Origin of the sequence: Sphingomonas sp. (assembly GCF_039595165.1) — a bacterium.
Lineage (GTDB): Bacteria > Pseudomonadota > Alphaproteobacteria > Sphingomonadales > Sphingomonadaceae > Sphingomonas.
Window position 1 is genome coordinate 1 of sequence record NZ_JBCNMA010000037.1, and the last position, 25,841, is coordinate 25,841.

Annotated in this window: 30 protein-coding genes; 15 read left to right on the forward strand and 15 right to left on the reverse strand. The window is 68.1% G+C overall.

What is annotated here, in order from left to right:
- The 8 genes from ABDV68_RS08735 to ABDV68_RS08770 form a co-directional block, all read right to left on the reverse strand.
- On the reverse strand, window positions 1–260 hold a 260-nt coding region (locus ABDV68_RS08735; protein ID WP_343519447.1), incomplete at its 3' end, for a hypothetical protein.
- 5 nt (window positions 261–265) lie between these two features.
- Window positions 266–793 carry a phage tail protein gene (locus ABDV68_RS08740; RefSeq protein WP_343519448.1) on the reverse strand — a complete coding sequence of 176 codons (528 nt, stop codon included), beginning with the start codon at window positions 791–793 and terminating at the stop codon, window positions 266–268.
- Between the two features lie 10 nt (window positions 794–803).
- Window positions 804–2,756, reverse strand: coding sequence for a phage tail sheath C-terminal domain-containing protein (locus ABDV68_RS08745; RefSeq protein WP_343519449.1), 1,953 nt, complete (start codon window positions 2,754–2,756; stop codon window positions 804–806).
- A gap of 471 nt (window positions 2,757–3,227) precedes the next feature.
- Complete coding sequence (locus ABDV68_RS08750) at window positions 3,228–4,430, reverse strand: GGDEF domain-containing protein (RefSeq protein WP_343519451.1); 1,203 nt, start codon at window positions 4,428–4,430, stop codon at window positions 3,228–3,230.
- A 66-nt stretch (window positions 4,431–4,496) separates the two neighbouring features.
- Window positions 4,497–5,363, reverse strand: a complete 867-nt coding sequence (locus ABDV68_RS08755; protein ID WP_343519452.1) for a hypothetical protein — start codon at window positions 5,361–5,363, stop codon at window positions 4,497–4,499.
- Window positions 5,347–5,694 (reverse strand): hypothetical protein, encoded by a 348-nt coding sequence (locus tag ABDV68_RS08760; RefSeq protein ID WP_343519453.1) that lies wholly within the window; start codon window positions 5,692–5,694, stop codon window positions 5,347–5,349. The genes ABDV68_RS08755 and ABDV68_RS08760 overlap by 17 nt, the downstream gene beginning before the upstream one ends.
- Window positions 5,691–6,032, reverse strand: a complete 342-nt coding sequence (locus ABDV68_RS08765) for a hypothetical protein (RefSeq protein WP_343519455.1) — start codon at window positions 6,030–6,032, stop codon at window positions 5,691–5,693. Before ABDV68_RS08765 ends, ABDV68_RS08760 begins: the two co-directional genes overlap by 4 nt.
- The gene (locus ABDV68_RS08770) at window positions 6,029–7,396 is read right to left on the reverse strand and encodes a serine hydrolase (protein ID WP_343519456.1); all 1,368 of its coding nucleotides are present in this window, start codon (window positions 7,394–7,396) and stop codon (window positions 6,029–6,031) included. The genes ABDV68_RS08765 and ABDV68_RS08770 overlap by 4 nt, the downstream gene beginning before the upstream one ends.
- 196 nt (window positions 7,397–7,592) lie before the next feature.
- Here ABDV68_RS08770 and ABDV68_RS08775 point away from each other — a divergent pair, with 196 nt between their 5' ends.
- Window positions 7,593–7,904: a PadR family transcriptional regulator gene (locus tag ABDV68_RS08775; protein WP_343519457.1), complete on the forward strand. Its 312-nt coding sequence runs from the start codon at window positions 7,593–7,595 to the stop codon at window positions 7,902–7,904.
- Window positions 7,901–9,079, forward strand: coding sequence for a hypothetical protein (locus ABDV68_RS08780; RefSeq protein WP_343519458.1), 1,179 nt, complete (start codon window positions 7,901–7,903; stop codon window positions 9,077–9,079). Before ABDV68_RS08775 ends, ABDV68_RS08780 begins: the two co-directional genes overlap by 4 nt.
- On the opposite strand, the gene ABDV68_RS08785 is transcribed toward ABDV68_RS08780, so the two are convergent.
- The gene (locus ABDV68_RS08785) at window positions 8,995–10,311 is read right to left on the reverse strand and encodes a replication-associated recombination protein A (RefSeq protein ID WP_343519459.1); all 1,317 of its coding nucleotides are present in this window, start codon (window positions 10,309–10,311) and stop codon (window positions 8,995–8,997) included. The genes ABDV68_RS08780 and ABDV68_RS08785 overlap by 85 nt on opposite strands.
- A 146-nt stretch (window positions 10,312–10,457) precedes the next feature.
- On the opposite strand from ABDV68_RS08785, the gene ABDV68_RS08790 reads away from it, so the two are divergent.
- Together ABDV68_RS08790 and ABDV68_RS08795 are read left to right on the forward strand one after the other, a co-directional pair.
- A complete protein-coding gene (locus tag ABDV68_RS08790) occupies window positions 10,458–11,018 on the forward strand; it encodes a PadR family transcriptional regulator (RefSeq protein ID WP_343519460.1) in 561 nt (186 codons plus the stop codon).
- On the forward strand, window positions 11,018–11,332 hold the full coding sequence (locus ABDV68_RS08795) for a DUF2218 domain-containing protein (protein WP_343519462.1): 315 nt from the start codon (window positions 11,018–11,020) through the stop codon (window positions 11,330–11,332). The genes ABDV68_RS08790 and ABDV68_RS08795 overlap by 1 nt, the downstream gene beginning before the upstream one ends.
- On the opposite strand, the gene ABDV68_RS08800 is transcribed toward ABDV68_RS08795, so the two are convergent.
- Entirely contained in the window at window positions 11,317–12,513 is a 1,197-nt protein-coding gene (locus tag ABDV68_RS08800) for a glycosyltransferase family 1 protein (protein ID WP_343519463.1), read from the reverse strand. The two genes, ABDV68_RS08795 and ABDV68_RS08800, sit on opposite strands and share 16 nt — an antisense overlap.
- Window positions 12,514–12,579: 66 nt before the next feature.
- Between ABDV68_RS08800 and ABDV68_RS08805 the strand changes: the two genes are divergently transcribed.
- Window positions 12,580–13,275: a glutathione S-transferase N-terminal domain-containing protein gene (locus tag ABDV68_RS08805; RefSeq protein WP_343519464.1), complete on the forward strand. Its 696-nt coding sequence runs from the start codon at window positions 12,580–12,582 to the stop codon at window positions 13,273–13,275.
- 20 nt (window positions 13,276–13,295) lie between these two features.
- Here ABDV68_RS08805 and ABDV68_RS08810 read toward each other — a convergent pair whose 3' ends face one another.
- Window positions 13,296–13,895 (reverse strand): glutathione S-transferase family protein, encoded by a 600-nt coding sequence (locus ABDV68_RS08810; protein ID WP_343519466.1) that lies wholly within the window; start codon window positions 13,893–13,895, stop codon window positions 13,296–13,298.
- Window positions 13,896–14,025: 130 nt separating this feature from the next.
- Between ABDV68_RS08810 and ABDV68_RS08815 the strand changes: the two genes are divergently transcribed.
- The 3 genes from ABDV68_RS08815 (at window position 14,026) to ABDV68_RS08825 (ending at window position 16,729) form a co-directional block, all read left to right on the forward strand.
- Window positions 14,026–14,718, forward strand: coding sequence for a YafY family protein (locus ABDV68_RS08815; RefSeq protein WP_343519467.1), 693 nt, complete (start codon window positions 14,026–14,028; stop codon window positions 14,716–14,718).
- Between the two features lie 28 nt (window positions 14,719–14,746).
- Window positions 14,747–16,114 (forward strand): DNA repair protein RadA, encoded by a 1,368-nt coding sequence (gene radA / locus ABDV68_RS08820; protein WP_343519468.1) that lies wholly within the window; start codon window positions 14,747–14,749, stop codon window positions 16,112–16,114.
- Window positions 16,115–16,189: 75 nt separating this feature from the next.
- Window positions 16,190–16,729 carry a hypothetical protein gene (locus tag ABDV68_RS08825; protein WP_343519469.1) on the forward strand — a complete coding sequence of 180 codons (540 nt, stop codon included), beginning with the start codon at window positions 16,190–16,192 and terminating at the stop codon, window positions 16,727–16,729.
- Between the two features lie 4 nt (window positions 16,730–16,733).
- Here ABDV68_RS08825 and ABDV68_RS08830 read toward each other — a convergent pair whose 3' ends face one another.
- The 3 genes from ABDV68_RS08830 to ABDV68_RS08840 form a co-directional block, all read right to left on the reverse strand.
- A complete protein-coding gene (locus ABDV68_RS08830) occupies window positions 16,734–17,054 on the reverse strand; it encodes a multidrug efflux SMR transporter (RefSeq protein ID WP_343519470.1) in 321 nt (106 codons plus the stop codon).
- 108 nt (window positions 17,055–17,162) lie between these two features.
- Window positions 17,163–17,372 (reverse strand): helix-turn-helix transcriptional regulator, encoded by a 210-nt coding sequence (locus tag ABDV68_RS08835; protein WP_343519471.1) that lies wholly within the window; start codon window positions 17,370–17,372, stop codon window positions 17,163–17,165.
- Window positions 17,372–17,893: a DUF2975 domain-containing protein gene (locus ABDV68_RS08840; RefSeq protein ID WP_343519472.1), complete on the reverse strand. Its 522-nt coding sequence runs from the start codon at window positions 17,891–17,893 to the stop codon at window positions 17,372–17,374. The genes ABDV68_RS08835 and ABDV68_RS08840 overlap by 1 nt, the downstream gene beginning before the upstream one ends.
- 178 nt (window positions 17,894–18,071) lie before the next feature.
- On the opposite strand from ABDV68_RS08840, the gene ABDV68_RS08845 reads away from it, so the two are divergent.
- The 7 genes from ABDV68_RS08845 (at window position 18,072) to ABDV68_RS08875 (ending at window position 24,694) form a co-directional block, all read left to right on the forward strand.
- Complete coding sequence (locus ABDV68_RS08845; protein WP_343519473.1) at window positions 18,072–18,647, forward strand: CvpA family protein; 576 nt, start codon at window positions 18,072–18,074, stop codon at window positions 18,645–18,647.
- The gene (locus ABDV68_RS08850; protein WP_343519474.1) at window positions 18,644–19,078 is read left to right on the forward strand and encodes an iron-sulfur cluster assembly scaffold protein; all 435 of its coding nucleotides are present in this window, start codon (window positions 18,644–18,646) and stop codon (window positions 19,076–19,078) included. The genes ABDV68_RS08845 and ABDV68_RS08850 overlap by 4 nt, the downstream gene beginning before the upstream one ends.
- Window positions 19,078–20,895 carry a cation:proton antiporter gene (locus tag ABDV68_RS08855; protein WP_343519475.1) on the forward strand — a complete coding sequence of 606 codons (1,818 nt, stop codon included), beginning with the start codon at window positions 19,078–19,080 and terminating at the stop codon, window positions 20,893–20,895. Before ABDV68_RS08850 ends, ABDV68_RS08855 begins: the two co-directional genes overlap by 1 nt.
- Complete coding sequence (locus ABDV68_RS08860) at window positions 20,892–21,227, forward strand: DUF423 domain-containing protein (protein ID WP_343519476.1); 336 nt, start codon at window positions 20,892–20,894, stop codon at window positions 21,225–21,227. The genes ABDV68_RS08855 and ABDV68_RS08860 overlap by 4 nt, the downstream gene beginning before the upstream one ends.
- A gap of 1 nt (window position 21,228) precedes the next feature.
- Window positions 21,229–21,447, forward strand: coding sequence for a hypothetical protein (locus tag ABDV68_RS08865; protein WP_343519477.1), 219 nt, complete (start codon window positions 21,229–21,231; stop codon window positions 21,445–21,447).
- Between the two features lie 73 nt (window positions 21,448–21,520).
- Complete coding sequence (locus tag ABDV68_RS08870) at window positions 21,521–23,044, forward strand: DUF4403 family protein (protein WP_343519478.1); 1,524 nt, start codon at window positions 21,521–21,523, stop codon at window positions 23,042–23,044.
- Window positions 23,045–23,071: 27 nt separating this feature from the next.
- Window positions 23,072–24,694, forward strand: coding sequence for an acyl-CoA dehydrogenase family protein (locus ABDV68_RS08875; RefSeq protein WP_343519479.1), 1,623 nt, complete (start codon window positions 23,072–23,074; stop codon window positions 24,692–24,694).
- Here ABDV68_RS08875 and ABDV68_RS08880 read toward each other — a convergent pair.
- The coding region (locus ABDV68_RS08880) for a leukotriene A4 hydrolase C-terminal domain-containing protein (RefSeq protein WP_343519480.1) at window positions 24,695–25,841 on the reverse strand (1,147 nt) is incomplete at its 5' end.

The following is a 25,841-nucleotide window of genomic DNA, read 5'->3' on the forward strand; positions in this document are numbered from 1 at the left end:
GCCAGCGCGTCGCTCGCCGCGAAGCTCAGCTCGGTCTCTCCGTCGCACTCCGGACAGGTCGCGATCAGGTTGATGCGGTCACCGAACAGCCGCGCCGCGATCCGGTAGAGCGCCCGGTCGCGGCGATCGAGCGGCAACGCCGCCGCCTCGCCGCGCGGCGTGCCTTCGACCGCGGCGATCAGCCCGAGCGCCCGGTCGAGCGGGTGCTCGCCTGCGCCCTCCTCCCAGAGGGTGAGGAAATCGGGACCTGCTTCACGCATCGCCCTTACTCCGGCTCGGTGAAGGTCGGCTCCGCGGGCTGGTTGACCGAATATTCGCGCTCCCAGCCCTCATGCTCGAGCTTGATGGTCTGGACCGCGAAGGACGAGGCCGAGGCATCCAGCTCGGGGAAGGCGCGGAATTCGGACACCCAGGCGCGATAGATGTTGTAGCCCAGCACGAGCTGGCCGGCCTCGTTGTAGATTTCGAGCAGCAGATCCTTGCGGAAGTCGCCGAGCGAGACCTCGCCGCCGAGCGCCGAGCCGTAGTTCCACACCTTGTTGGCCCATTGCTCGAATTGCGCATTGTGCGTGACCCCGCGCTCGAGCGTGATCGCCTCGTACTTGACCTGGCCGGGCGACTTGCGCGTCAGCGATGGATCGCCGCCTTCGCGATACTCCATCACCTCGACCGTACGGCTGAGCGCACTGACCTTGTTCACGGCGAAGAAGTAATCGCCGCCGACTTCCTTGATGCGGAACTTGTAGCCGGCATAGGGGATCACCCGCTGCCCGGCAGTGTTGAGCTGCGTCATCGACCCCTCCTCAAGCTGCTTGCTGGAGCTGCAGTTGCAGGCTCACCACGACGAATTCGGCCGGCTGGAGCGGCGCGAACCCGACGAACACGTTGACGATTCCGGCATTGATATCGGCCTGGGTGGTGGTGTCCGGACCACAGCGCACGATATAGGCGTCGCGCGGGGAGGTGCCCTTGAACGCGCCCTGGCGGAACAGCCGCTGCATGAAGGCGGTCACCGCGCCGCGGATCTCGAGCCACAGCGGGTCGGCATTGGGCTGGAACACCGCCCATTGCAGGCCATCGAACAGCGAGCTCTCGATGAACAAGGCGGTCCGCCGGACGGGGATGTACTTCCAGTCCGATGCGAGCAGGTCGGCGCCCATCAGCGTGCGCGCGCCCCAGGCAACGTTGCCGGGGATGTCGAAACTGCGCAGCGCGTTGAGCCCGACCGGATTGAGCACGCCGTTCTGCGGATCGCTCAGCACGTGCGTGAGCTCGGGCACGCCGCGCAGGGAGGCCGTGGTGCCGGCGGGCGCCTTCCACACGCCGCTCTCGCCGTCGGTGCGCGCCCACACGCCGGCCATCGTCCCCGATGGCGCGACCTCGCGCAGGCGGCCGCCATCGGTCGGGTCGGACACGCGCAGCCGCGGATAGTAGGCGACCGAGTTGGGCGAGCGCAGGCCGGCGCCGGCGATGTCGTCGAGCCAGGCCTCGGCCTCCTCGAGCGTGTCGGTGCCGGGCGGCGGATCGACGAACAGCATCGCGCGCTTCTCGATCACATAGGCGAGCGCCGGGGCCATCACCCCCGCTTGGAGCGCGTTGTCGCCCAGCTCGGCCGCCTGCGGGATCGCCAGCATGTTGAACGCGTCGATATTGTCGAGCGCGTAGAAGCTGGTGCGCAGCCCGCGATTGCCCGACAGCGTCGGGGCGTCGATCGCGTTGCCGTCGTCGCCTTCGGTGGCGGCGTCGATCAGCCCGACCGGCGCGGCGGCCGGGAAATATTGCTCGACATTGCCGATGCCGGGATCGAGCAGCAGGGTGGCCGCGAAGGTTCCGGTCGTATCGGCGACGGTGACGATCGCGCCGGGGGCATAGTCCGGCGCGTTGCGGCCGGGTGCGACGCGCAGCCGATCGCCCTCGACCGTGACCGTCGCCTGGGCGAACAGCCGGTTGGCCGGCTGCGCCGCGCGGATCGCGTCCTGCAGGGTCGCCGCCGCCGCGGCGAGCGTCGCGGGCGAGCCGGCGCCATAGTCCACCGCGATGGTTTGCGCGCCTGTGCCGAAGTCGATGTCGATCTCGCCTTGGCCGGTGAGCTGGGTGAGGTCGGGCGGCGCCGCGGCGAGATCGTCCGAATAGAAGCCGGTCGGCCCCGGCCGGTCGGTTCCCCAGCCGGCATCGCGATCGAGCGTGATCAGCGCCGAGCCGGCATTGACCACCGCGATCGCGTTGTTGGGCCCCGGGGTCATCGTCAGGTTTCGGAACACCTCGGTGCGCACAGCCTGGGCGATGCCGTCCTGCAGCCGCACTTCGCTGACGACCAGGTTGAACTGAGTCGCGGGATCGGCGGTGCGATAGTCGATGTCGATGCGCAGCGCATTGCCCCAGGCGCCGGGATTGGCGACCGCGCGGTCGCCGATCATCCGCCCGGCGGTGGCGCGCAGCACCGGGCCCGCCGCCGCCCAGTCCTGCATCGTCACCGAAGCCGCATCGGCTCCGTTGGCGACGCGCACGGCATAGGCCGTGCCGCCGCCGTTGACGAAGAACTGGGACACCGCGAAGCTCGCGGGATGGTCGCCGGCGATGCCGCCGAAATGCGTTTCGAAATCGGCGAGCGAGAATAGTCGCACCGGACTGTCCGTGGGTCCGCGCGCGAAGCTGCCGACGAACGCCGCGATCGATGTAGAAGCGCCGGCGATGCTGCGTGAGCCGCTGGGAACCTCGCGAATATAGACGCCAGGAAAAGAAGGAACAAAGCTCATCGCGATTCACCTCATCCTGCCAAGTCGAACAATCGAAAAGACATTCGCTGGAACGAGGGATTGGGAAATCAGGACAAAGTATCCCGATCTCGCATCACTATTGATGCAAGGCCAACCCTCAAAACCAACGTGGACCCGGTGTTTTATATGGTACGAAACAGAAACGGATTCTGCGACTCGTGAATTGACCATAAGCCAGATTAAAGACGAACCAAATCAATAATCGTCGCACGACAGGCTCGTTTCGTCGCAGCAATAGCTCCATTATGGTTGCATTTTGGGTAAGCAAAGCACGGCGGCCGCGCCGAAAGATTAATATGACAGTAATGCTGAGAAGGGCCGGCAGGTATCGTCCGTCATCCTGTCATCATTCCTGCCGGCCGCTGGACGGATTTTCAAGCTGTCGGGATTCATCGGTGGTGAATCCCGGACGCGAGGGGGCGTGAACCAGCCATCTTACGTTGGGGTGACTCAGGCGGCGAGTTCGGCGCTGGCGGCGTCCTCGTTGGTGCAGAAACTGAGCCTGGCCTTGCCGCCGAGCTTGGACCGGTACAGCGCCGCGTCCGCGCAGGCGAGCAGGCGCTCGAGATCGAAGCCGAGGTCCGGCGCCATCGCGATCCCGAGGCTCGCCGAAATATGGACGGTCGCCTCCTCGAGCTCATAGGGCGCGCCGAGCCGGCGCAGGATTCGCCGGGCGAGCATCTCGGCCTCGCCTTCATGCGCGACATCGGCCTGGAGGATGACGAACTCGTCGCCGCCGAGCCGCGCGACGATGTCCTCCGCCCGCAGCGCGGACTGAAGCCGCCGGCCGACTTCCTGGAGCACCGCGTCACCCGCGGGGTGGCCATAACCGTCATTGACCGGCTTGAAGCCGTCGAGGTCGATGAAGTGGATCGCAAGCCGGTTGCCGCTGCGCAGCGCGGCCTCGCTCGCCTCCTGGAAGCGCTCGCGCAGCAGCAGTCGGTTGGCGAGGCCGGTGAGCGCGTCGTGCTTGGCGAGCAGCGCGAGATCATGCTGGGCCGAGAGATGCGCGACGGTCGAGCGGTAGAGATGCGCGACGGTGTGCAGGCTGAGCCCAGTGATCATCGCGACCATCACCGCCTCGATCGCGAAGAGCTGGGCGTGGAGCGGCGCGGCATGCGGCACGAGCGCGTGGACGATCAGCGCAACCACTGTGGGAACCGTGGCGAGCAGCAGGCTGGTGACGCAGATCACCGGCCGGATCGAGATGCGCGAGACGATGCCCGCGCCGAACCCGAAGACGAGGCTGATGGTGAGCAGGTGAAGCAGCGGGTAATGATAGGTCAGCGCCTGGATGTTGAGCACCGCGAGCAGCAGCGCGATCGCATAGTTGCCGATCGCATAGCGGCGTTCCCAGCAGTCGAGCTCCTCCTGGCTCTTGCGCGGTTCACGGGCATAGCCGTGGAGCAGGACGAGGCGAGCCAGGGTGACGATCAGCGCACCGGCGGCGACCATCGCGAACACCGGGTCGCGCCATTCGAACGCGACGAGTCCGGCCAGGATGGCGAAGACCAGGCCGAGCCCCAGGATCGGCAGGCGCATGTCGAACAGCGTGTCGACCAGCTCGCGGTAGACCGGAAGCGGGAGCCGAACCCGCTCCCGGAACGGATTCCATCGCGGCATCCGCCGCGGCTGCTGATCCGAACGTCGCATGCCCGGAGTCTGCCCGATCGAGGTTAACAGCCGGTGCAAGCGCAGTGCGCTTTGCGACGATCCGTGTCAGGCGATTCCGAAGGTCCAGCCCTCGGTCCGCGCGATTTCGGCGGTGAGCGCGGGCGGGTGCCACAGCTCGGCGCGGGCGGCATTGGCGCGCAGCCAGGCGGCGGTGAGGATCGCGTCGGTCGAATGATCGTCGTAGCGGGCGAGCGGCGCGTGCGGTTGCGAGCCGAGCGCGGCGAGGCCGGCATCGAGCGAGGCGGCGTCGCGCAGCTTCGACAGACCCTTGCGCAGCCCGGCGGCGCGGGCGGCGATCGCGGTGTAGATCTCCACCACGACCGCGCCGAGGGGTGGCAGCGGATCGAACGGCCAGATCGCGACCTTGCCGTCGAGGGTGTGGAGCAGGCGCATCCCGGCGAAGCTCGCCTTGGCGACCTGCGCCGCGCCGATCGCGTCGTAGACGGTGGTGACCTTGCCGCCGCCGCTGGCGTTGAAATGCTGCTCGCAGCGGCGGAAGTGCATGAAGTCCGCCTTGGGGCCGTCAGCCGCGCCGAGATAGAAATGACGGCCGCGGCGGCTGTCGAGGAACGAAGCGGCGCCGAGATCCTCGTCCGGGCTATGGGCGTCGACATAGGCCCAGAAGGCGCGGGCGTCGGTGGCCTCGCTCTCGCCGGGGAGATAGGCGCCGCGATCGAGGATCGGCGCGCAGAAGCTCATGTCGAAGCCGATCAGCAGCGGCTCGGCGGCGCGATCGAGGATCCAGTCACGGATCGCGGCGCGCGACCAGTGGCGGCCAGGCGGTGGGACCAGCACGGGCGCGGCGTCGCCGGACTCGCACACGGCCAGCGCGATGCCGGGGTGGCGGCTGCCCTTCGCGCCAGACCAGTCGATCGCGGCGAAGCGGGAGAAGCGCTCAGGGCCGATCGCCATAGGCCCTGCGCTGCGCCACCGTGGCGCGGTCCCACCAGGCGCGGGCGATCAGCAGTCTCATCCGCTCGGGATCGGCATGCGCGGCGTTGACCAGCACCGTCGGCCAACCTTCATATTGCGGCGTCTGCCAGAAGGTGTCGGGATCGGTCTCCTTGAGTACCGCGATCTCCTCGCGCGTGGCGCGCAGGACATAGGTCCCCTCGGCGCGGCCCTGCGAGACGAGCTGCTGGCCACGCAGCTGAGGCGAGGTCGAGCCCTTGGCGCCCGCGCCGATCGCGACGCCGGGCAGGGTCAGCGCGAACGCCACCGCCTCGTCCCAAGTGAAGCTCATGGCCGCTCGCCGAACGCCTTGCGCTGCGCGGGCTTGGCGCGGTCCCACCAGGCGCGCTGGATGTAGAGCTCGATCCGCTCGCGGGCGCCGGTGTCGTAACGGACCAGCAGCATCGGATAATTGCGATAATGGTCGGTCTGCCAGAAGGTGTCCGGATCGGTCTCGAGCAGGATCTGCTTCTCGGGGTGGGTGACCGCCAGCGCGAAGCTGCCCGGCTCGCGGCTGGGCGACATGAAGCCCTTGCCGTTGACCTTGGGACAGGGCGTGCCCCACCACGGCGCCATCTCCACATCGGGGAGCGAGAGCGCATAGGCGCAGGCTTCGTCCCAATCCTTCATTCGAGCGCCTTCAGCACCTCGGCGACGAAGCGCGGTGCCTCGAACGCATTGCCGGCGGGATCCTCGCCGCGGCGGACGACGACGAGCCTCGCGGAGGGGATCACGAAGATATACTGGCCGCGATTGCCCTGGGCGGCGTAGCTGCCGTCGGGCAGGCCCTGCTTGAGGCCGAACAGCCACATCGTGGCGCCATAGCCCGGGCCGTCGCCCTTGGGCTGTGGGCCGCTGGGGGTGGTCATGTACCTGACCCAGCCCTCGGGCAGGATGCGCTTGCCCTGCCAGACGCCGTCGTTGCGCCATAGCTCGCCGAGCCGGGCGAGGTCGCGCGCGGTCGACCAGACCTGCGAGGAGAGGACGAAGTTCTGCTGCCAGTCGATGCCGGTGGTGGTGTGATCCATCCCGAGCGGGCCGAACAGGCGATTGCCTGGGAGGCCGGTATAGGCGTTGTCGTCGGCGAGCGCGGAGCGGAGCGCGCGCACGGCGAGCAGCGTGTCGTTGTTGGCGTAGCGGAAGGTGCTGCCGGGCGGCGCGACGATCGGCCAGTCGACCGTCTGCTCGGTTACCGCGGTGCCGCCGAAATAGATCGCGTCGGTGCGGTTGCCCGCGGTGTCGCTCCCGAGGCCCGAGGCCATGCGCAGCAGCTGGTCGAGCGTGATCGCGGCGCGCGGGTCGCCCGGCGTGCGCCATTCGGGCACCGGCGCGGGCTTGGCCGGATCGAGCTTGCCGTCGGCGACGGCGATGCCGATCAGCGTGCCGGCGATGCTCTTGGCGACCGACCAGGTGCGGTTGGGAACGAGCGGGCCGAAGCCGTCGGCATAGCGTTCGGCAATGACCTTGCCATCGCGCAGGACCACCACGCCGGTGGTGCGGCCCTTCGACGCCGCGGGGTCGAAGGCTGCGGCGACCGCGCTCTCCAATGCCGCCGGTGGTTTCGGCGCGATGCCGGAATCGCCGATCGGCCAGGGGCGGGGATCGGCGGGGAAGGGGATCGACGGGTTGGGATGGAGCAAGGGCGGCAGGACGCGCTTGCCGCCGATCGGGGCGAGCGAGCAGCCGAAGCGCGGCACCCAATAAGCGAGGCGCGGCGGCATGCCGTCGGCGAAGGGCACGCTGACGCTGCGATCCTGGCGGTCGCTGGTGGCCGGCAACTCGGCGGCGAGCGCCTCATATTCAGGATAGATGCCCTTGAGCTCGGTCGCAGCGATCTGCTCGGGCGTGCGGCCGCCGCCGAACTGGCCCTCGCACAGGGCAAGCGCCTTGTAGCCCGCGGCGATGGCGCGCTGGTGCGGGGTGAGATCGCGGGGCGGTTGCTGGGCGACGGCGGGGGCGACGAGGGTGAAGGCAGCGAGCAGGTATCCTGACACCGGAAGTGCACAAAGTTGACGGTATCGAGATGTTTTCGCGCCCTGCGTGCCGAGCGCGGGCGAGGCGTTGCACGGATTGGTTGGAACTGGTCCGATCATCAGCCGATGAGAGCAGATGAAATCCAACATGGGAAGCGCCGATCAGTGGAAAACGGTGTGCTTGACAATTAATCTACCTATGTAGATTTAATGGCCTATGGTTCGACAACGCGCACTTTCGCCGGCCGCCCGCGACATCCTCGCGATCCTCGCCTCGAGCGGGGGTGGCTGGTCCCATGGCTATGGGCTTTGCCGGCAGGCGGGGGTCAAATCGGGGACGCTGTATCCGCTGCTGGTCCGGCTTGAAGCCCAGGGATATCTCGAGGCACAGTGGGAGGCCGCAGGGGAGCCGGGGCGTCCGCCGCGCCATATGTATCGCCTGACCGCGGCCGGCCAGCGGCTGGCGCGGGACAATCCGCCTGTGGCCGCGCCTGCGCGCGGCGCCTCGCTCGCGGCGAAACCGGCATGATCCCGTCGCAGCACGCGATCGCGCGGATGCTGGTGCGCTTCGCTGCGGCACTGCTGCCTTCGCCGATGCGGCAATGGGGGCAGGCGATGCGTCATGAATTGGAGGCGATCGACGCGAATGACTCGCCGGTCCGCTATGCGCTTGGCTGTGTGATCGGCGCGATCCACGTGGCGTCGGGGTTCTATTTCGCGCGACCGGAAATCGGAGAGGAGGAAGGGGATATGGAGCCTGCAGACGGGTTTCCGGCGCGAGCGCCCATGGTCGCTTGCATCTGCGCGGTCCTCGCGACGGGACTGGGTATCGTCTATCTGACGCTGGCGGATGCGCCTGCGCGCTACGCGATCATGAACCTGGCCGCGCTGGCGATCGGGCTCGCTTGCGTGGGCATATCCGTGACGCTTGCCAGTCGCTACCGGGTGCCGGATGCAGCGATCGTGCTCGCCGCTTCCCTCTGCCTGCTCGCGACCACAATGCTGGGCACAAGGGTCGAAGGCGCGACGCGCTGGGTCTCGCTGGCAGGTGTCTTCATTCAGCCGTCGCTGATCCTCGTCCCCTTGCTGGCGATGCGTTTCGTCCGCGCGCCGAGCCTGGTCCCGACGCTGGGCATCGTCATCGCCGCGATCGCGCTGGCGCTTCAGCCGGATCGTGCGATGACGGGTGCGCTGGCTCTGGCGATGGTGGCGCTGTTTGCCATCCGGCGGGAGCGGAACGCCGCGATCGCCGCAGCCGCCGCCGTGGGCGCGTTCGGCATCGCATTGCTTAGACCCGATCGTCAGGCGGCGAGCCCGCATGTCGACCAGATCTTCTATACGGCGTTCGACACGCACATGCTGGCCGGGGCGGCGGTGGTCGCGGGCGCGTGCGTGATGCTCGTTCCAGCGCTCGCCGGCTGGGCTTGGGACCGTAGCAATCGGGCGAGCCATGCGGTCTTCGGCGCGATGTGGCTGGCGATCATCGCCGCCGCGGCCTTGGGCAACTATCCGACGCCGCTGGTCGGATATGGCGGCAGCGCGATCATCGGCTATGTCCTCTGCCTGCTTGGCTGGCCTGCACCTGCGAAGCGCGCATCGGGATCAGGCGGGGTTGCGGATCAGTCCCGCTTCCGCCGCCGCTCGTCCCACCAGGCCATGCGCTCGGCGATGCGTTTCTCCATGCCGCGGTCGGTGGGGGCGTAGAAGGTCTGGGGCTCCATCTCCTCGGGCCAGTAATTATCGCCCGAGAAGCCGCCCTCGGCGTCATGGTCGTAGGTATAGCCCTTGCCGTAGCCGATCTTCTTCATCAGCTTGGTCGGCGCGTTGAGGATGTTCTGCGGCGGCATCAGGCTGCCGGTTTCCTTGGCCGAGCGCCATGCGGCCTTCTGCGCGGTATAGGCCGCGTTCGATTTGGGGGCGGTCGCGAGGTAGAGGCAGGCCTGGGCGATCGCCAGCTCGCCCTCGGGCGAGCCGAGGAACTCATAGGTGTCCTTGGCGGCGATGCATTGGGTGATGGCGTTGGGGTCGGCGAGGCCGACATCCTCGACCGCGGCGCGGGTCAGGCGGCGCAGCACGTAGAGCGGTTCCTCGCCCGCCGTGAGCATCCGCGCAAGATAGTAGAGCGCGGCCTGCGGGTCGCTGCCGCGGATCGATTTGTGGAGCGCGGAGATGAGGTTGTAATGCCCCTCGCGGTCCTTGTCGTAGACCGCGACGCGGCGCTGGAGGAAATCGCCCAGCGCCGGCGGATCGAGCGGTTCGTCGAACTGAACCGAGAACAGCGTCTCGGCCTGGTTGAGCAGGAAGCGGCCGTCGCCGTCGGCGCTGGCAACCAGCGCGTCGCGGGCCTCGGGCGTGAGAGGCAGCGGACGGTCCTCGACGGCCTCGGCACGGTCGAGCAATTGCGTGAGCGCAGCGTGGTCGAGGCGGCGCAGGATGAGTACCTGCGCGCGGGAGAGAAGCGCGGCGTTGAGCTCGAAGCTCGGATTCTCGGTGGTCGCGCCGACCAGCGTGACGGTGCCGTCCTCGACAAACGGGAGGAAACCATCCTGCTGCGAGCGGTTGAAGCGGTGGATCTCGTCGACGAAGAGCAGGGTGCGCTTGCCGAGCCGGGCGTGCTCCTTCGCCTCGGCGAACACCTTCTTGAGGTCGGCGACGCCCGAGAAGACCGCGCTGATCGCGACGAAGCGCAGGCCGACGGCATCGGCGAGCAGCCGGGCGATCGTGGTCTTGCCGGTACCCGGCGGCCCCCAGAGGATGATCGAGCTGAGCTTGCCCGCCGCGACCATGCGGCCGATCGCCCCCTCTGGCCCAGTCAAATGATCCTGGCCGACGACATCCTCGAGCCGTTGCGGGCGCAACCGGTCGGCGAGCGGGCCGCCGGGGGCAATGTCGTCAGGGGCAGTGGCGGACTCGAGCCCGCCGAACAGGTCGGCCATGCGGAACGATATAGGAACTTGCGCAAATTTCGCGAAGGGGCTTGTGCGCGTTATCTCAAGATATATCTTGGACCCATCTCGACTCGAATTTGAAAGGTACAGGAATGTTTCGAGGACATCATCGCGGCTGCGGGCCGCGCGGGGGCATGGACTTTGGCGGCTTCGGTCCGCGCGGGCGGCGCCAATGGGGGCCGTTCACGGTGGAGTGGGACGTGCGCGCCGACGGCATGGGCGGCGGGCGCGGCCGGCGGCGCATGTTCGACGGCGGCGAGCTGCGGCTGATCCTGCTCGCGCTGATCGCCGACCAGCCGCGTCACGGCTATGACCTGATCCGCGAGATCGAGGAGCGCACCGGCGGCGCCTATGCCCCGAGCCCGGGCGTCGTCTATCCGACGCTGACCTTGCTCGCCGAAATGGACCATATCGAGGAGCAGGCGGCCGAGGGCGCCAAGAAGCTCTATGCGATCACGCCGGCCGGCCAGGCGCATCTCGAGGAGAATGCAGAGCAGGTGACGCTGCTGATGGGCAAGCTGGCCGAGCTGGGCACGGTGCGCGAGCGCACGCGCGGCGGGCCGGTGCGGCGCGCGATGGGCAACCTCAAGGTCGTGATCCAGTCGCGGCTTGCGCATGATGAGGTCGATGCCGATCTCCTCCACAAGGTCGCCGAAATCATTGACGAGGCGGCGCGCAAGGTGGAGCGGCTTTGATGGCAGTGAGCGCGAACGGGTTCGCGAAGACCGACAGGGCGAGCCGCTATCTTCAGCAGCTGTGCAAGCACTGGGAGCATAACCTCAAGGTCGAGTTCACGCCCGACCATGGCACGATCGTGTTCCCCAGGGATGCGCGCGGCGCCGACTGGCCCGGCGACGGGCTGGTCACGCTCGACGCGAAGCCCGAGGGGCTGGCGATCCGCGTGGACGCCAGCGCCGCGGGGCAGCTCGAGGGGCTCAAGGGCGCGGTCGAGCGGCATGTCGACCGGTTCGCGTTCCGCGAGGCGCCGCTGAGCTACGAGTGGGAGTGACGATGATCCTCCCCCTGGCGGGGGAGGATGAATTTTGAGTGTGCCGCCATGACCTCGAGATAGGCGTCGAGCACCGCCTGGTTGACGCGGTCCCAGACATAGCTTTGCATCTTGGCGTGGCCGGCGGCGCCGAAGCTACGGCGCATCGCGGCGTCGCGGGCGAGGCGCTCGATCGCGTCGGCATAGGCGGTGACGTCGCGCGGCGGGACGAGGAAGCCGGTCTGGCCCTCGTCGACCAGGTCCATCGCGCCGGTCGCCTTCGCGGCGACCACCGGCACGCCGCACGCCATCGCCTCCGAGGTCACGTTGCCGAAGGTCTCGGTGATCGAGGGGTTGAAGAACACGTCCATCCCCGCGACCGCGCGGCCGAGATCGTCGCCCGACTGGAAGCCGGTGAAGATCGCGTCGGGAACGCGCTCGGCGAACCATTCGCGCGCAGGGCCCTCGCCGATCACGAGGATGCGGTGGGGGACCTCGCGGCGCTTGAGCTCGCGCGCGACCTCGGCGAAGATGTCGAGGCCCTTCTCGAGCACGAGGCGGCCGAGGAAGCCGATCGCCGCGACGTCGTCGGGGATGCCGAGGCTGCGGCGCCAGGCGTCGTCGCGGCGCTGCGGGTTGAAGCGCGCATGGTCGACGCCCCGCGACCAGATGCTCACTGGGGTGGTGACGCCCCAGTCCTTGATCAGCTCGGCGACCGAATTGCCGGGTACCACCACGCGGTCGACCTTGTTGTAGAAGCGGGTGAGGCGGCGGATCAGCCAGGGCTCGACGAAGCCGATGCCGTAATAGCGCGGATAGGTCTCGAAGCGCGTGTGGAGCGAGGCGAGAGTCGGGATCCCGCGCTCGCGCGCCCAGGCGACTGCGGCGTGGCCGAGGAACTCGGGCGCCGAGACATGGACGAGGTTGGGCTTGAACGTCTCGAGATCGGCACGCGGGCCCTTGGGCAGGCCGAGCGCGATCTTGTACTCGCCGCGCCCGCCGGGAACTGGCCAGGCCGGGACGCTGACCAGATCGCCCTCGGGCGCGAAGGCCGGCGTGTCGGTGGTCGGCGAATAGACGCGCACCTGTACGCCGCGGTCGAGCAGGTGGCGGACAAGCTTGTTGAGCGCCTGGTTCGCGCCGTCGCGGACATAGTTGTAGTTGCCGCTGAACAAGGCGACACGAAGATCGGTCGGATTCATCGATGCGCCCATAGCGTGGCGAATGCGGCCTTACTATGTCGCGGCCTCAAACAGGAGGCTCCCCCAATGACCGATCTGTCGCAGTTCCCGATCACTCGCCGTTGGCCGGCCCAGCATCCCGACCGTATCCAGCTCTATTCGCTCAACACGCCCAACGGGGTGAAAGCGGGGATCATGCTCGAGGAGACCGGGCTACCCTATGAGCCGCACCTCGTCGACTTCGCGACCGACGACCAGAAATCGCCCGAATTCGTGAGCCTCAATCCCAATGGCCGGATCCCGGCGATGATCGATCCCGACGGGCCCAATGGGCGCCCGCTGGCGCTGTTCGAGAGCGGAGCGATGCTGATCTACCTCGCCGAGAAGACCGGCAAGTTCCTCGATCCCGACCAGCGTTACGAGACGATGGCCTGGCTGATGTGGCAGATGGGCGGGATCGGACCGATGTTCGGGCAGCTCGGCTTCTTCCACAAATTCGCCGGGCGCGAGATCGAGGACAAAAGGCCGCTGGAGCGCTACGTGGCCGAATCCAAGCGGTTGCTGGGGGTTCTGGATGGCCGGCTCGAGGGCCGCGAGTGGATCATGGGCGATTATTCGGTCGCCGACATCGCCTCGCTCGGCTGGGTGCGCAACCTGATCGGCTTCTACGAGGCGCGCGAGCTGGTCGGGTTCGATGCCTTCACCAACGTCGCCGCATGGCTCGAGCGCGGGCTCGCGCGGCCGGCGGTGCAGCGCGGGCTGGCGGTGACGGCGAAGGGATAAGCCCTCCGCCGTCCCGGCACTCAGGCGGCCAGCTTCTCCGCATCGTTCTCGCATGCGCGCTGGTGGGCGGGGCGATCGGCGATGCGGGCGAGCCAAGCGTCGATTTCGGGGCTCTCCGGGAAGACGTGGCGGGCCCAGGCGACGGTCGAACCCGCCATGACGTCGACCGCGGTGAAGCGGTGGCCCATCAGATATGGCCCGTTGGCGAGCGCGAGCTCGAGGCGGCGGACGACCTGGCGATAGGATTTCTCGGCCATCGGATTGCCCTCGGCGCCGCCATAGAGGCGCATGAAGATCGCCGGCTCGAGCTCGGTCGCGAGCCACATCAGCCACGCGAGGAACGGGCCGCGCTCGGGCGATCCCGCGGGCACGCCCAGGCCGGAGTCTGCGGCCAGATCGCTGACATAGATGGCGATGGCATAGCTTTCGGGGATGATCGCGCCGTCATGGACGATCGCCGGCACCTTGCCGTCGGGATGGACATTGGCGGGATCGAAGGCGCCGCTGCCGTCGGCGCGCTGGACGCTGACGTAGCGCGTCTCGAACGGGAGGCCGCTCTCCTCCAGCAGCCACATGGTGCGGCCCGAGCGGGTTTCGGGGGCGTGGTAGAAAGTGAGCATGGTCCGGTCCTCCTGTCCGGCGCGCGGGAAGTCGCTGCCGTCAGGAATTGACTACTGCCATGCTGCTGCCAACATGCTGTCAGCAGCATGGCATTAAGTCGAAAATCGACGTTACGAGAAGGACCGCCGCATGCGCCGCGCCGACCGCCTGTTCCAGATCATCCAGCTGCTGCGGCGACATCGCAAGCCCGTGACCGCCGAGCTGATTGCCGAGGAACTGGAGACGTCCAAGCGCACCATCTATCGCGACATCGCGACGCTGATGGCCCAGCGCGTGCCGATCCGTGGCGAGGCGGGGATCGGCTATATCCTCGACGGCGGGTTCGACCTGCCGCCGTTGATGCTGACCACCGACGAGGTCGAGGCGGCGGTGCTTGGTGCGCAATGGGTCAAGGCGCAGGGCGACCGTGAACTGTCGCGTGCCGCCGAGGACCTGATCGCCAAGCTCGCGGCGACCGTACCTGAGAACCTCCGCGCGCTGGTGCTCGAGCCGGTGGTGGCGGCGCCGCCGCGCTGGGAGGAGCCGGTCGAGCCGCTCGACATGGCGCAGCTGCGCCTGTGGTGCCGGCGCGGGATGAAGCTCGATCTCGACTATGGCGACGGCGAGGGGCGGCGGTCGCAGCGGACGATCTGGCCCTTCCTGGTCGGCTATCGCGATGCGGTGCGCATGGTCTTCGCGTGGTGCGAGCTGCGCGAGGATTTCCGCAGCTTCCGCGTCGACCGGATCGAGGGGGCCGAGTTCCGCGAGGAGCGCTACCCGGACCGCCCGGCGGTGCTGCAATCGCGGTGGCGCAAGATACAGGAAGCGAAATACCGTTCCTGAATCGTTCTCTTCCTGCTAAGCGGCCTGCATGCCCAAAGCCCAGAAGCGCTATGTCTGTCAGCAATGCGGATCGGTGTCGTCCAAATGGGCGGGGCAATGCGCCGATTGTGGCGAGTGGAACACGCTGGTCGAGGATGCCGGCGCCGTCGTGACGCCGTTCCAGGCCAAGCACAACCTGCAGGGCGGGGGGCGGATGATCTCGCTCTCCGGGCTCGATGCCGAAGTGCCGCTGCCCGATCGCATGCCGACCGGCATCGCCGAGCTGGACCGGGCGCTCGGCGGCGGGTTCGTGGAGGCGAGCGCGACGCTGATCGGCGGCGATCCGGGGATCGGCAAGTCGACTCTGCTGTTGCAGGCCGCTGCGAAGATGGCGCTGCAAGGTCTTGGTGTCGCTTATGTTTCAGGCGAGGAGGCGGCCGATCAGGTGCGGCTACGCGCGCGGCGGCTGGGACTGGGCAATGCGCCGGTGCAGCTCGCCGCGGCGACCTCGGTACGCGATATCCTGACCACGCTTGGTGGGGCAGCGCCGCCACGGCTGCTGATTATCGATTCGATCCAGACGATGCACAGCGACCTGATCGAGGGCGCGCCGGGTACGGTGAGCCAGGTTCGCGCGTCGGCGCAAGAACTGATCCGCTTCGCCAAGGAGCGCGGGACGGCGGTGGTGCTGGTGGGGCATGTGACCAAGGACGGCAGCCTCGCGGGGCCGCGCGTGCTCGAGCACATGGTCGATACCGTGCTGGCGTTCGAAGGCGAGCGCAGCCATCAGTACCGCATCCTGCGCGCGGTGAAGAACCGCTTCGGCGGCACCGACGAGATCGGCGTGTTCGCGATGGAGGCGGCGGGGCTGGCCGAGGTCGGCAATCCCTCGTCGCTGTTCCTGACCAGCCGCGATGAGAGCGTCACCGGGACGGTGGTGTTCCCCGCGCTGGAGGGCACACGCCCGGTGCTGGTGGAGATCCAGGCGTTGGTGGTGCGGCTGGCGAGCGGGGCGACGCCGCGGCGCGCGGTGGTCGGCTGGGACAGCGGGCGGCTGGCGATGATCCTGGCGGTGCTGGAGGCGCGCTGCGGGCTGAGTTTCTCGACCAGCGAGGTCTATCTCAACATCGCCGGCGGCTATCGCGTGCAGGACCCGGCGGCGGACCTTGCGGTGGCGGCGGCTTTGGTGTCGGCGCTGTCCGAGCGGCCGGTCGCGGCGGATGCGGTGGCGTTCGGCGAGATCGCGCTGTCGGGCGAGGTGCGGCCCGTCGCGCATGGCGCGCTGCGGCTCAAGGAAGCCGGCAAACTCGGCTTCACCCGCGCGCTCGTCCCCGCCGCGCAGGGCAAGGAGGGCACGGTGGCGCTGACCGGCTTCAAGAGCCTGGGCGGATTCGTCGAGCATATGCTGGGACGTTGACTGCCCCCTACGGATTTCCCTTGCGGCTCCAGATGCTTGAACTAGGTTGCCGCGATCGAATCCGGGGGGACGAACATGCGGACTTGGGGAATTCTCGCTGCCGTGGCGGTTGCCGCGGTTCCGGCCATCGCGCAGACCGCGTGGCAGCGCCACAGCCAGCCGACCGGGCTGACCGCCGAGCTGCCCGGCACGCCGGAGCGGTTCGACGAATGGACCGACATCGCCAAGGGGCGCGTGATCCAGCTCAACAGCACGATCCGCACCGCCAAGTTCGACATGGAGGCATTCTTCTTCCTGCAAGGGGTGATCGCCGACAAACCGTACGACGTCGACGCGAAGCTGCGGGAATTCGTGTCGGAAGCAGGTGATTTCGCGAGTGGCGCAAAGATGATCAGCCAGCGCCCGCTGCGCCCCGAGGAGATGCTGCTGCCCGGCATGCGCGGCGTCGAGGTCGTGCGGACCTACGATACCTTTGGCGACGGCCGCACCCAAATCGAAGTTTCGCGTAACATGGTGGTCGGCAACAAATGGCTGTCCTATTCGGTGCGCCATTATCAGGGCGACAAGCGCTGGCCGCACGACCGCTTCTTCAAGTCGATCGGCTGGAAGCCCTGAGCGCTCAGCTCGGCGACGACAGCTTCATCAGCACCAGTCCACCGACGATCAGCACGGCGGCGGCGATGCGCATCGGCGTCGCTTGCTCGCCGAGCACCAGGATGCCGATGACGAACGCCCCGACCGCGCCGATTCCGGTCCAGATCGTGTAGGCGGTGCCGAGCGGGAGCGTGCGCATCGCCAGCGAGAGCAGCGCGAAGCTCGCGGCCATCGCCACGAGCGTGGCGACCGACGGGACGAGCTTCGTGAACCCTTCCGACTGCTTCATCAGAAACGCCCAGGCGATTTCGAGCAGTCCGGCGACGGTGAGATAGATCCACGGCATTGGCAGCTTCCTTGTTCGAGCTGCCGGGCCGTCCCGGACCTGATGCCTGCGCGAAGCAGGGGAGGACGTGGCCTCCGGACGATCAGATGGGACCGCCTGGGGCCCGGGTCAAGCGCCGGGCTCGTAGCGCAGCAGGTCGCCGGGCTGGCAGTCGAGCTCGCGGCAGATCGCTTCCAGCGTCGAGAAGCGGATCGCCTTCGCCTTCCCGGTCTTGAGGATCGAGGCGTTGGCCAGCGTCAGGTCGATCCGCTCGGCCAGTTCGGTGAGGGTCATGCGGCGCTGGTGGAGCAGATCGTCGAGCGTCACGGTGATCGCCATTAGACCGTCCCCTCGAGATCGTCGCGCATCTGAGTGCCGCGGCGGAACACGCGGGCGAGGATGAACAGCACCAGCGCCAGAATGAAGCCGTCGAAGGATGGTCCGAAGTCCGGCCGGCCCTCACCGATATGGCTGGCGATCACCCGGACGATCGGCACCAGGATCAGGCCACACAGCTGCGCGACGAGCGTGAGCCAGGCCATGCGGGCGAGGCGGTCGGCATTTTCCGGGCGGAACGGATCGTCATGGCCGACCGTGGCGATGATCCGGGTGAGATTGAGCGTGAAGGCGATCCCGAGCGCGAGGATCGCGATCAGCATCGCCGCGCCCATGGTGACCCACCAGACGGTACCGCGCGACGCGTCGGTCAGCGCTGGCGCGAATTGCTGCCCGGGTACCAGCAGCAGGGCGGCGACTGCGACCAGCCCGGCCGCGATGAGCAGTCCCATGATGGCGATGAGGATTCGCAGGATGAGCTGAGTGATCGCCAGCAGCGGATCACGGTCTTTGACGGCAGCCATATCGACCTCCAATATCTTCAATATCGAATATCAATATATCAAGTTGAGCATATCGTCAATCGATATTATCGAAAATCGATATTATCGAAAATCGATATTGCGACATGTCGCGGTAAAACGGGCTTCGACAAGTCTCGCACGAACGGTATGAGCCGGTCTGGGCAAAGGGTTTGAACGCATGGGACTGACCGCGATCGATATCATCGTACTGATCGCCGTGGGCGGTGCGGCGGTGCTGGGCGTGATGCGCGGCTTCGTTACCGAGGTGCTGTCGCTGATGGCCTGGCTGTTCGTGGTGGTGGCGCTGAAGTTCCTCCATACGCCGCTGGCGGCGATGCTGGCGGGGGCAGTGGGTACGGTGCAGGGCGCCGCGGTGCTCGCCTTCGCGCTGATCGCGGGCATCACCTTCTTCGGCGGACGGCTGGTGGCGAACGCGATCGGATCGCGCACGCGCAGCGGGCTGCTCGGACCGGTCGACCGGGCGCTCGGCTTCGGCTTCGGCGCGCTCAAGGGGCTGATCCTGGTGAGCCTCGGGTTCCTGCTGGTAACGCTCGTCGTGGACACGGTGAGTGGCGGGCCGGCGCAGCGGCCCGACTGGATGACTCAGTCGCGCACCTATCCGCTGCTCAACGCGACCAGCGCGAGCATCGCCGAGTTCGTCGACCGCCGCCGCCGCGGCGAGCCGGTGTTCGGCAACGACACCGACGCCGGCGGCCTTGCCAACGAGGGCGCAGGGGATAAATCGGGCGAATGAACGCGCCGCTCTACAACAACCAGATCCTGCGGCTCGCGGCGTCGATCCCGTTCCACGAGCGGCTCGCGGACCCGATGGCGAGCGTCGAGAAGCGCTCGCCGGTATGCGGGAGCCGGGTGACGGTGGACGTCGACCTCGATGAGGACGGCCGGGTTAAGGCGATCGGCATGGTCGTCCGCGCCTGTGCGCTCGGCCAGGCCTCGGCGGCGCTGATGGGCGCGCATGCGGTCGGCCGGACGCTGGCCGAGCTGGAGACGGCGCGCGACGAGCTGACCGCCTGGCTGGCCAGCGAACGCGACCTGCCGCCCGAATGGCCGGGGCTGGAAATCTTCGCGCCGGCGCTGCCGCACAGCGCGCGGCATCCGTCGATCCGGCTCGGTTTCGAGGCGATGGCGGAAGCCGCGGCGCAGGCCCTGCGGGTGCGCGTCTGATGGAGCACGGCGCCGCCCATAATTATGTCGCCGAATATGCGCCGCTGCTCGGCTTCGCATTGGTGTTCGTGCTGATCTTCCGCCGGCTGGGGCTGGGCGCCACGCTCGGCTATCTCGTCGCGGGCGCACTGGTCGGGCCGCAACTGCTCGACCTGGTCGGCGACGCCGAATCGAAGATGGTGATCGCCGAGTTCGGCATCGCGCTGCTGCTGTTCCTCGTTGGGCTCGAGCTGAGCCCCGCGCGACTGTGGCGGATGAAGCAGGATATCTTCGGCTTCGGCCTGCTCCAGGTGGTGCTGTGCGGTGTCGCGATCAGCGCGGTGATCGCGTTCGGCGCAGGTTTCTCGCTCGCCGCGGCGCTGGCGCTGGGCCTGCCGCTGGCGCTGTCGTCGACCGCGCAGGTGCTGCCGATGCTTCAGTCGGCGGGGCGCCTCAGGACCCCGTTCGGCGAACGCGCGTTCTCGATCCTGCTGTTCCAGGATCTGTCGATCGTCCCGCTGATCACGATCATCGCGGTGATGAGCCGCAACCCGGCCGATGCCGGCGGGCCGCCGGGCTGGCTGCTCGGGCTCTACACTGTGTTCGCGATCACCGGTCTGGTGCTGGCGGGCCGCTACGTGCTGCGGCCGCTGTTCCGGCTGATCGGCAATTGGGGCGAGCGCGAGCTGTTCGTGTTCGCCGGGCTGTTCACCGTGGTGGCGAGCGCGGCGTTGATGCAAGCGCTCGGCCTCTCCCCGGCGCTCGGCGCGTTCGTCGCGGGCGTGATGCTCGCAGACAGTCCCTATCGTCACGAGCTCGAGGCGGACATCGAGCCGTTCCGCTCGATCCTGCTCGGGCTGTTCTTCCTCTCGGTCGGCATGCTGCTCGACCTTTCCGCGATTGCCGAGCGGCCGCTGTTCGTGGTCGCGATGGCGCTGGCGCTGATCGTGACCAAGGCGGTGGTGATCTTCGGGCTCGGCCTCGCCTTCCGCATGGGCTGGCGCCAGGCGCTCGGGCTGGGCCTGTTGCTGAGCCAGGGCGGCGAGTTCGCCTTCGTGCTGTTCGCGCAGGCGCAGGATGCGCTGCTGATCGCGCCCGAGGGGGTGAGCGTATTCAGCGCGGTGGTGACGCTGTCGATGGCGACCACGCCGTTCCTGATGATGCTGACGCGCCGTTTCCGTGCCGAGGAGGAGAGACCGCAGGGCGAGCGCGAGGGACCGGTAGCCGATGGGTCGAACGCGCTCATCGTCGGCTATGGCCGTTTCGGCCAGACGGTGGGCCAGATGCTCAATGCGCAGGGCATCGCAGTGACGCTGGTCGACACCGACATCGAGATGATCGACGTCGCCGGCCAGTTCGGCGCCAAGGTCTATTACGGCGACGGAACCCGGATCGATCTGCTGCGTCAGGCCGGTGCAGGCGAGGCCGAGCTGATCCTGTTCTGCCTCGACCAGGATCAGGTCAGCGCCGACCTGGTCGAGGCGGTGCATGAGGCGTTCCCCCAGGCGTCGATCTTCGTGCGCGCGTTCGACCGGCGCGCGCTGCTCAAGCTCAAGGGCACGCCGGCCACCGCGGTGGTGCGCGAGGTGCTCGAATCCGCGATCAAGATGGCGCGGCTGGCGATGGAGGCGGTGGGGGTCGAACCGGGCGAGATCGACCGCAGCGAGGATTTCTATCGCCAGCGCGACCGCGAGCGGCTCAAGATCCAGCTGGAGGCCGGGGATATGCTCGCCGCGCGCGAGACGATCACGCAGCGGCCCGAACTGGGCTTCTCGGCGCGGCGCGAGAAGCCCGAGCCGCTGCCGTCCGAGGAAGTCGTGGACGACGACCGGCCGTGAACTGGCTTGTGATCCTCGCGGCGCTGTCGGGCGCGCTGGCGGTTGGGGCAGGGGCCTTCGGGGCGCATGGCACGTCGGGCGAGGCGCAGGAGTGGCTCAGGACCGGCGCGCAATATCAGATGATCCACGCGGTGGTGGCCTTGGTCGCGGCGCAGATGGGCGCGAAGGGGCCGGGCTGGCTGTTCGTCGCCGGTGGGGCGATCTTTGCGGTGACGCTCTACGCGATGGCGCTGGGCGCGCCGCGCTGGCTGGGCGCGGTGACCCCGATCGGTGGAACCGCGCTGATTGCCGGGTGGCTGTGGCTGGCGTGGACGGCGGCGCGAGGAAGCTGAGATGCGGCTGCTGATCGTCGTCGTCGCGGTCGTGGCGCTTGAGATCGGTACCATCTTCCTGATCGGCTTCCACGCCAGGCCGGGGATTCAGAATTTGCTCTATTTAGCATCGCGCCGTTCGCGATCGCGTTTACCGCCTTTTCAGGCTGGCGCGGCAAGCTCCTCGGCGGGGCCGGGCTGTGGCCGTTGTTCCTGCCCTCGGTCATCGGTGCCGAACTGATCGCGCATGTCGCCGGAACTTGCCTTCAATAGAAGGTTTTAGAGGAAAGGACGGCAGGCGCGAAGGAGGGGGTATGCAGCGCGGGCTCACGGGGATTGTCGTCGTTTCGCTGGCGCCGCTCGCCGGGTGCACCGACCAGGCGTCCAATCCCGCGCCGCCGCGGCTCGAGGAGCCGCTGGTGCTCAAGGAGCTGGCTTCGACCATCCGCGTGCCGGTGGCGATCCCGATGGCCGAGCTGGAAAAGGCGATCAACGACGAGGTGCCGCTGGAGCTGCACCGCATCGACGAGCCGCAAAAGGCGTGTATCAAGACCAAGAGCAAGCTGCTGCCCGACATCAGCTGCCGGCTGGTGGGCAGCGTGCGGCGCGGGCGTATCCGCCTTACCGGATCGGGCAACGTCCTGCGCATCGCGATGCCGGTTAACGCCACGGTGCGCGCTGAGAATATCGGCAAGATCATCAAGCGCGAGACCGCCACCGGCGCGATGAACGTGACCGCGCGGGTGACGCTTGGCCTGAGCAGGGACTGGCGGCCGCGGGCCAAGGTCGATGCCGACTATGCCTGGACCAGCAAGATCGGGATCGACTTTCTCGGGCGGCGGATCACCTTCGCCTCCAAGGTCGATCCCAAGCTGCGGCAGGTGCTTGCCGGCCTCGAACGGACGCTGCCGCGCCACCTCGACAAGGTGCAGGCGCGGGCGAAGGTCCAGCGCGTGTGGGCGAAGGGCTTCACCTCGGTGCGGGTCAAGACCGATCCGCAGATATGGGCGCGCTTCACGCCCGAACGCGTCGGCTTCTCGGGCTATTCGGTGGAGGGAGGCAACCTCGTCGTCGGCTTCGCGGCGCAGGCGAAGACCGAGACGGTGCTGGGCGAGCGCCCGGCCGATCCACCGGTGACGCCATTGCCGAACCTGATGAGGCAGCTGCCCGGGCGCGGGATCAACGTGCATGTGCCGGTGCTGGTGCTCTACCCGCTGCTCGAGCGTGCCGCGTTGGCGGAGCTGCAAAAGCCGCAATTCGCCTCGGCCAAGCTCAAGGGCGGGCTGGAGGCGACGGCGGAGTATCATGGCGTCACCGTCTACGGCACGCCGCAGAATCAGGTGGCGGTGGGCGTCGATATGACGCTCAGGACCGGGACGGTAACGACCAAGGGCATGGTGTGGTTCGTCGCGGCGCCGGTGGTCGACATCCCCAGGCGGATCGTCGGGGTTCGCGACCTGGTGGTGGCGGGCGATACCGACAGCAAGGCGTTCAACCTGCTGCTCCAGATGGTCAACCAGACCGCGCTGCGCCAGCGCATGACGGCGGCGATCCGCTATGACTTCACCAAGGACTATGACGACGGCCTCGCCAAGGCGGATGCCTGGCTGGCGGAGCAGCCCTTTGAAGGCTTCGTGTTCAAGGGCGAGATGGGCCGCGCCGAAATCCGCGACGTGCGTATCGCGCCCGAAGGCTTCCTGGTCGAGGCCGACGCCACCGCGACCGCGAGCCTGACTCACAATCCGCGCCGCGCTGCCGTGCTGGTCGCCGAGCGGCGGGCGAAGCGAGCGGCGCGGGAGCGTGCGCGAGCACTGGAGGCGGCGAAGGCCGCGCGATAGGCTGGCGCGTTCCGGAGGAGCCAAGCCATGCCCAGCATCCGCCCGCTCGTCGAGCTCGACACGCATGAGGTGTTCAACCAGCCTCCGCCGTTCGAAGATGTGAATCTGTTCACCGGCGACCGCGCGCTCGCGGATGCGGTGGCGCGGGCGGGGGGCGGGCAGCATGCCGAGCGGCTCGCGGCACTGGGCGCGCGGACCGGCTCGGCCGAAGTGATCGAATGGGGCGTCGAGGCCAATCGCAATCCGCCCGTGCTGGAGAGCTTCGACCGCTATGGCCAGCGCATCGACGAGGTGCGTTTCCACCCCGCCTATCACGAACTGATGCGGCTGGGGCTGGAGAACGGGCTGGCTTCGGTGGCGTGGAATGGCACGCCCGCGGGGCATGTCGCGCACGCCGCGATCCTGTTCCTCACCGGCCAGGCGGATTCGGGGACGAGTTGCCCGATGACGATGACCTATGCGGCGGTCCCCGCGCTGCGTGCCGATGCGAGCGTCGCGGGCGAATGGGTGCCGCGCATCACCGCCGGCCGCTACGATCCCGCCTTTCGTCCGGCGCCGGAAAAGGCTGGGGTCACGATCGGCATGGCGATGACCGAGAAGCAGGGCGGGTCGGACGTCCGCGCCAACACCACGCGTGCCGAGCCCGCCGGTGAGGCGGGATGGTACGCTCTCACCGGGCACAAATGGTTCTGCTCGGCACCGATGTGCGACGCCTTCCTGACGCTCGCCTATGCCGATGGCGGGCTGACCTGCTTCCTCGTCCCGCGCTGGCTGCCCGACGGGTCGCGCAACGCGGGGTTCCGCGTCGTGCGGCTCAAGGACAAGCTCGGCGACCGTTCCAACGCCTCGTCCGAGATCGAGTACCACGGTGCGCCGGCGCAACGGCTGGGAGAGGAAGGGCGCGGGGTCGCGACGATCATCCAGATGGTGCAGCACACCCGGCTCGACTGCGTGATCGGCTCCGCCCAGCAGATGCGTGGCGCGCTGGCGCAGGCGCTGTGGCACACCGCGCACCGCTCGGCCTTCCAGCGGCGGCTGATCGACCAGCCGGCGATGGCGGCGGTACTCGCGGACCTGGCGGTGGAGAGCGAGGCCGCGACTGCGCTCGGGCTGCGGCTGGCGCAGGCGTTCGACGCCGCCGATCCGGTTGCGCGGCTGCTCACGCCGATCGCCAAATACTGGGTGTGCAAGCGGGCGCCCGGCCTCGTCTGCGAGGCGATGGAGTGCCATGGCGGCGCCGGTTACATCGAAGCGGGGCCGATGCCGCGGCTGTTCCGCCAATCGCCGCTCAACGCGATCTGGGAGGGATCGGGCAACGTCATCGCGCTCGACCTGCTGCGTGGGTTCGCGCGCGAACCGGAAGGCGTCGAGGCGCTGCACAGGTTCCTCGCGGCACAGCGCGGGAGCGATCCGCTCTATGACAGCTGGATCGACGCGATCGACTTCAAGACGGCGAACGAGGGCAATGCGCGGCTGCTCGTCGAGCGGCTCGCGCTCGCGGCGCAGGCGGCGGTGCTGCTCGGCTGGAACAGCCCGGTCGCCGAAGCCTTTTGCCGGCTGCGGTTGACGCCGCGCGGCAATGCCTATGGCGCGTTCGACGCAGCGATCGACATGCGCGCGATCATCGAGCGGGCGATGCCGACGGCCTGATCAGCTACCGTCCAGGATCCGCGTCACCGCGCCGACGGTCACCGGGTGGTAGCCCGGCTTCGCTTTCTCGAAGATTCGCCGCGCGATCGGCTCGCCCCATTCGCCTTGCGCCTTGAGCCCGCGATAGAGCGGCGTCACCAGCAGGTTGCGGCCGACCCGCGTGAGATATTCCTCCAGCGCGGGGACGACGGGCTCGTAGCGGTTGGCGATGGCGAGATCGAACCAAGCCGACTGGACATAGGCGTTGGTCGATTTGGTGAGCCCGAGGGCGTCGTCGAGTTCCTTGAGCCGCGCGGCGCTCTGCTGGCGGGGAAGGTTGTCGAGCAGGCGCTTCCATTGCTGGGTCTGCCAGCCATCGGTCCTGATCGCTGAGGCCGGGCCGCCCGCGTTGAACGCCGCGAGCATCGTGTCGACCTGCGCCAGCGTCGCCGACGCCACATGCACCGCGTTGGAGGGGATGCCGGGCTCGAACACCCAGCGGTCGAGCTGGAGCCTGGCCTCCAGTGCCTTGTCGCCCTTGATCAGGTGCTGGCGCAGATCGGCGAGGAAGCCGGCGCTGGTCTGCGGCTGGAAGGCGTGGCGGTCGAAATAGCCGCGCAGATACGGGTCCCAGCGTTCGCGGCCGACCGCGTGCTCGATCGTGCGCAGGAAGGTCGAGCCCTTGAGATAGTCGAGCTGCCCGGCACTGTCGCCCGGCTCGCCGTGCAGGCGCGTGGAGGGCGCGGCGTCGCCGCCGGCATTCTTCACGTCGCGGACCATCCCGGCATAGTCGAGATCGGCATAGATCGCGGCGCGCTCCTTGCCATAGAGCGCCTCCATGATGCGGTTCTCGAAATAGGTGGTGAAGCCCTCGTTGAGCCAGCCGTCGGCCCAGGTCGCGTTGGTGACGAGGTTGCCCGACCAGCTATGCGCCAGCTCATGCGCGACGACGTCGGTGTTCGAGCGGTCGCCGGTGAGGATCGTGGGGGTCAGGAAAGTGAGATTGGGATTCTCCATCCCGCCGAACGGAAAGGACGGCGGGAGGACGAGCATGTCGTAGCGGCCCCAGCGATAGGGACCGTAGAGCGCCTGCGCGGCGTCGATCATCTTCTCGACATCGGCGAACTCGGGGACCGACGCGTCGAGCATGCCCGGCTCCTGTGCTTCT

Excerpts from the sequence above, each read along its gene's own strand:
- ABDV68_RS08875 (WP_343519479.1), top strand. The coding sequence starts at position 23,072 with ATGCCCAGCATCCGCCCGCTCGTCGAGCTCGACACGCATGAGGTGTTC.
- ABDV68_RS08815 (WP_343519467.1), top strand. The coding sequence starts at position 14,026 with ATGCGCCGCGCCGACCGCCTGTTCCAGATCATCCAGCTGCTGCGGCGA.
- ABDV68_RS08780 (WP_343519458.1), top strand. The coding sequence starts at position 7,901 with ATGATCCCGTCGCAGCACGCGATCGCGCGGATGCTGGTGCGCTTCGCT.
- ABDV68_RS08830 (WP_343519470.1), bottom strand. The coding sequence starts at position 17,054 with ATGCCGTGGATCTATCTCACCGTCGCCGGACTGCTCGAAATCGCCTGG.
- ABDV68_RS08840 (WP_343519472.1), bottom strand. The coding sequence starts at position 17,893 with ATGGCTGCCGTCAAAGACCGTGATCCGCTGCTGGCGATCACTCAGCTC.
- ABDV68_RS08785 (WP_343519459.1), bottom strand. The coding sequence starts at position 10,311 with ATGGCCGACCTGTTCGGCGGGCTCGAGTCCGCCACTGCCCCTGACGAC.
- ABDV68_RS08850 (WP_343519474.1), top strand. The coding sequence starts at position 18,644 with ATGAACGCGCCGCTCTACAACAACCAGATCCTGCGGCTCGCGGCGTCG.
- ABDV68_RS08825 (WP_343519469.1), top strand. The coding sequence starts at position 16,190 with ATGCGGACTTGGGGAATTCTCGCTGCCGTGGCGGTTGCCGCGGTTCCG.
- ABDV68_RS08800 (WP_343519463.1), bottom strand. The coding sequence starts at position 12,513 with ATGAATCCGACCGATCTTCGTGTCGCCTTGTTCAGCGGCAACTACAAC.
- ABDV68_RS08865 (WP_343519477.1), top strand. The coding sequence starts at position 21,229 with ATGCGGCTGCTGATCGTCGTCGTCGCGGTCGTGGCGCTTGAGATCGGT.
- ABDV68_RS08870 (WP_343519478.1), top strand. The coding sequence starts at position 21,521 with ATGCAGCGCGGGCTCACGGGGATTGTCGTCGTTTCGCTGGCGCCGCTC.
- radA (WP_343519468.1), top strand. The coding sequence starts at position 14,747 with ATGCCCAAAGCCCAGAAGCGCTATGTCTGTCAGCAATGCGGATCGGTG.
- ABDV68_RS08795 (WP_343519462.1), top strand. The coding sequence starts at position 11,018 with ATGGCAGTGAGCGCGAACGGGTTCGCGAAGACCGACAGGGCGAGCCGC.
- ABDV68_RS08835 (WP_343519471.1), bottom strand. The coding sequence starts at position 17,372 with ATGGCGATCACCGTGACGCTCGACGATCTGCTCCACCAGCGCCGCATG.
- ABDV68_RS08760 (WP_343519453.1), bottom strand. The coding sequence starts at position 5,694 with ATGAGCTTCACTTGGGACGAGGCGGTGGCGTTCGCGCTGACCCTGCCC.
- ABDV68_RS08755 (WP_343519452.1), bottom strand. The coding sequence starts at position 5,363 with ATGGCGATCGGCCCTGAGCGCTTCTCCCGCTTCGCCGCGATCGACTGG.
- ABDV68_RS08750 (WP_343519451.1), bottom strand. The coding sequence starts at position 4,430 with ATGCGACGTTCGGATCAGCAGCCGCGGCGGATGCCGCGATGGAATCCG.
- ABDV68_RS08810 (WP_343519466.1), bottom strand. The coding sequence starts at position 13,895 with ATGCTCACTTTCTACCACGCCCCCGAAACCCGCTCGGGCCGCACCATG.
- ABDV68_RS08775 (WP_343519457.1), top strand. The coding sequence starts at position 7,593 with ATGGTTCGACAACGCGCACTTTCGCCGGCCGCCCGCGACATCCTCGCG.
- ABDV68_RS08790 (WP_343519460.1), top strand. The coding sequence starts at position 10,458 with ATGGACTTTGGCGGCTTCGGTCCGCGCGGGCGGCGCCAATGGGGGCCG.
- ABDV68_RS08805 (WP_343519464.1), top strand. The coding sequence starts at position 12,580 with ATGACCGATCTGTCGCAGTTCCCGATCACTCGCCGTTGGCCGGCCCAG.
- ABDV68_RS08740 (WP_343519448.1), bottom strand. The coding sequence starts at position 793 with ATGACGCAGCTCAACACTGCCGGGCAGCGGGTGATCCCCTATGCCGGC.
- ABDV68_RS08855 (WP_343519475.1), top strand. The coding sequence starts at position 19,078 with ATGGAGCACGGCGCCGCCCATAATTATGTCGCCGAATATGCGCCGCTG.
- ABDV68_RS08765 (WP_343519455.1), bottom strand. The coding sequence starts at position 6,032 with ATGAAGGATTGGGACGAAGCCTGCGCCTATGCGCTCTCGCTCCCCGAT.
- ABDV68_RS08745 (WP_343519449.1), bottom strand. The coding sequence starts at position 2,756 with ATGAGCTTTGTTCCTTCTTTTCCTGGCGTCTATATTCGCGAGGTTCCC.
- ABDV68_RS08845 (WP_343519473.1), top strand. The coding sequence starts at position 18,072 with ATGGGACTGACCGCGATCGATATCATCGTACTGATCGCCGTGGGCGGT.